This window comes from Burkholderia sp. 3C (assembly GCF_054589155.1).
Window position 1 is genome coordinate 112,235 of sequence record NZ_BAAILN010000148.1, and the last position, 3,637, is coordinate 115,871.

Here is a 3,637-nt window from a genome sequence, read left to right on the forward strand (position 1 = left end):
CATACCGCGGCCCTGATCTCGCGCGACGGCTCGGTCGACTGGCTCTGCTGGCCCCGCTTCGACTCGGGGGCCTGCTTCGCCGCGCTGGTCGGCACGCCCGACCACGGCCGCTGGCTGATCCGCCCGTCCGCCGACGCCAAGATCCTGTCGAGCACGCGCCGTTATCGCGGCGAAACCCTGATCCTCGAAACCGATTACGAATGCGAGACGGGCTCCGTCACCGTGGTGGATTTCATGCCGCCCGGCAACGGCTGGTCCGAACTCGTGCGCATCGTGATCGGCAAGCGCGGCCACGTGCCGATGCAGATGGAACTGGTGCTGCGCTTCGATTACGGTTTCTCGATCCCGTGGGTCACGCGGCTGTCGCGCGAAGCCGGCATGAAGGCGATCGCCGGCCCCGACACGGTGGCGCTGCGCACCCCGGTGCCGCTGTCGGGCGAAAACCTGCGCACCGTCGCCGAATTCACCGTGCATGCCGAAGAGCGCGTGCCATTCTCGCTGGCCTATGCGCCGTCGCATCTGCGCCTGCCGCCGGCGCGCGAACCGCTGTCGATGCTCGCGCGCACCGAGAATCACTGGCTCGAATGGTCGTCGCGCTGCCAGATCCAGGGCCGCTACGCCGGCGCCGTGCGCCGCTCGCTGATCACGCTGAAGGCGCTGGCCTACGAGCCGACCGGCGGCATCGTGGCCGCGCCCACCACTTCGCTGCCCGAGCACATCGGCGGCACCCGCAACTGGGATTACCGCTTCTGCTGGCTGCGCGACGCCACCATCACGCTGCTCGCGCTGATGCGCGCCGGCTACTACGACGAAGCACGCGCCTGGCGCGCCTGGCTCGGCCGCGTGATGGCCGGCTCGCCCGAGCAGATCCAGATCATGTACGGCATCGCCGGCGAACGCCGTCTGCCCGAAATGGAGCTCGACTGGCTGCCCGGCTATCAGGATTCCAAACCGGTGCGGATCGGCAACAACGCGGCCAACCAGCTTCAGCTCGACGTGTTCGGCGAGGTGATGGCCGCGCTGCACCTGGCGCGCGTCGGCGGCTTGCAGGCCGACGATACCGTCTGGTCCGTCCAGTGCGCGCTGCTCACCCATCTCGAGAAAATCTGGCGCGAGCCCGACGAAGGCATTTGGGAAACGCGCGGCGGCCGCAAGCACTTCACGTTCTCGAAGATCATGGCGTGGGTGGCGTTCGATCGCGCGATCAAGTCGGCCGAGCAGTTCCGCCTGCCCGCGCCGCTCGACCACTGGCGCGCGCTGCGCGACGCGATCCACGAGGACGTGTGCCAGAACGCCTGGAACGAGAGCAAGCAGGCGTTCTCGCAGAGCTATGGCAGCGACGAACTCGACGCGAGCGTGCTGATGCTGCCGTTGGTCGGCTTCCTGCCGCCGTCGGACCCGCGCGTGGTCGGCACGGTCGAGGCGATCGAGCGCGAGCTGCTGCACGGCGGCCTGGTGATGCGTTATCGCACTACCGATTTCGACGACGGCCTGCCGCCCGGCGAAGGCACCTTCCTCGCCTGCAGCTTCTGGCTGGTCGACAACTACGCGCTGCTCGGCCGGATCGACGACGCCCACCGGCTGTTCCGCCGGCTGCTGTCGCTGGCCAACGATCTGGGCCTGCTGGCCGAGGAATACGATCCGATCGAGGGGCGCCTGGTCGGCAATTTCCCGCAGGCGTTCTCGCACGTCGCGCTGGTGCATACGGCCATGAACCTGATGCACCACGAGGAAGAAATGGCGCAGGCGGCGGGCCAGCCGATGGCGGTGGAAACCGACGGCCGCTGAGGTCGTCGAGCCGTTCGGCAGCACGATTTTGCGACAGGGGCGAGTCAGTTTGCGGATTCGTAAAACATCGCAAAATCAACCCCGCATGGGGAAAATGCTGCATTGCGGCATGAGGCGGAACCCGCTATGATCGTCGCGACTGGCCGGCCACCGAATACCGTGGTCCGGCCCCGGACTTGACTGCGCGCCGCGGCGAAGAGCGCTCCCGCGACGCTCTCCCCTCGGGAGCCCTCATGCTTTACCAAATGCACGAATTCCAGCGGGCGTTGTTGAGTCCGCTGACCGCCTGGGCACAGGCCGCGTCGAAATCCTTCGCCAATCCGTCCAGCCCGCTGTCGCTGATGCCCGGCGCCACGCGCTGGTCCGCGGCCTACGAGCTGATGTACCGGCTCGGCAAGGACTACGAAAAACCCGAATTCAACCTGCACCAGATCGAGAAGGACGGCCATCACATTCCGATCGTCGAGCAGACGGTCATCGAAAAGCCGTTCTGCCGGCTGCGCCGCTTCAAGCGCTTCGCCGACGATTCGGTGGCGGTCGGCCAGTTGAAGGAAGAGCCGGTGGTGCTGGTGTGTGCGCCGCTGTCGGGCCACCACGCCACGCTGCTGCGCGACACCGTGCGCACGCTGCTGCAGGATCACAAGGTCTACATCACCGACTGGATCGACGCGCGCATGGTGCCGGTGGAAACCGGCCCGTTCCATCTGGACGACTACGTCGATTACATCCAGGATTTCATCCGCCATATCGGCGCGCGCAACCTGCACGTGATCTCGGTGTGCCAGCCCACCGTGCCGGTGCTCGCGGCGATCTCGCTGATGGCGAGCCGCGGCGAGGACACCCCGCTGACCATGACCATGATGGGCGGCCCGATCGACGCGCGAAAGAGCCCCACCTCGGTCAACTCGCTGGCCACCAACCATTCGCTCGCGTGGTTCGAGAACAACGTGATCCACACGGTGCCGGCGAACTATCCGGGCGAAGGCCGCCAGGTCTATCCGGGCTTCCTGCAGCACACCGGCTTCGTCGCGATGAACCCCGAGCGCCACGCGCAATCGCACTGGGATTTCTACCAAAGCCTGATGCGCGGCGACGAGGAAGACGCGGAAGCGCATCGCCGCTTCTATGACGAGTACAACGCGGTGCTCGACATGGCCGCCGAGTATTACCTCGACACGATCCGCCTGGTGTTCCAGGAATTCGGCCTGGCCGAAGGCACCTGGGATGTACGCGGCGAGCGCGTCAAGCCGGCCGACATCAGCCAGACGGCGCTGATGACGATCGAAGGCGAACTCGACGACATTTCCGGCAGCGGCCAGACGCACGTCGCGCAGGAGCTGTGCACGGGCATTCCCGACGAACACCGCCGCAGCCTGACCGCCGAGAAGTGCGGCCACTACGGGATCTTCTCGGGCCGCCGCTGGCGCACCATCATCTACCCGCAACTGCGCGAGTTCATCCGCGAGCACCAGCCCACGTCGAAAACGCCGGCCGGCGCGGCGCCGGTAGCACCGGGCAACGATGATGCGATCAGCGTGACGGCATCCCAGGCCGCCGCCAGCCCGGCAGTCAGTGCCGCCGCTCAGGATGCCGCAGCCGGCACCGCGCACGCCGCGCCGGCCAAAGCCGCGCAACGCACCACGCCCAAGCGCAGCGCCGCCGGCTCGCGCCGTTCGCCGGCCCAACCGGCCACGTCGACCAAGCCTGCCGCCAAGAAGGCCGTCGCACCGAAGGCTTCGCCGGCCCGCTCGCCGCGCGCCCGCAAAACGGTCTGAGCCTCGCGGGCGCGCAGTACGCGCCCGCTTCCACGACGCACGACAACGCCCCGCCCGGCGAGACACAGCCGGGC

At 67.7% G+C, this 3,637-nt stretch carries 2 protein-coding genes; both read left to right on the forward strand.

The annotated features are described in order from the left end of the window. Positions 1-1,788 (forward strand): glycoside hydrolase family 15 protein (locus ACYP33_RS30730; protein ID WP_459625012.1); only part of this gene is annotated, 1,788 nt, incomplete at its 5' end. 233 nt (positions 1,789-2,021) lie between these two features. Next, positions 2,022-3,563: a polyhydroxyalkanoate depolymerase gene (locus ACYP33_RS30735; RefSeq protein WP_459625013.1), complete on the forward strand. Its 1,542-nt coding sequence runs from the start codon at positions 2,022-2,024 to the stop codon at positions 3,561-3,563. The last annotated feature ends 74 nt before the right edge of the window (positions 3,564-3,637 follow it).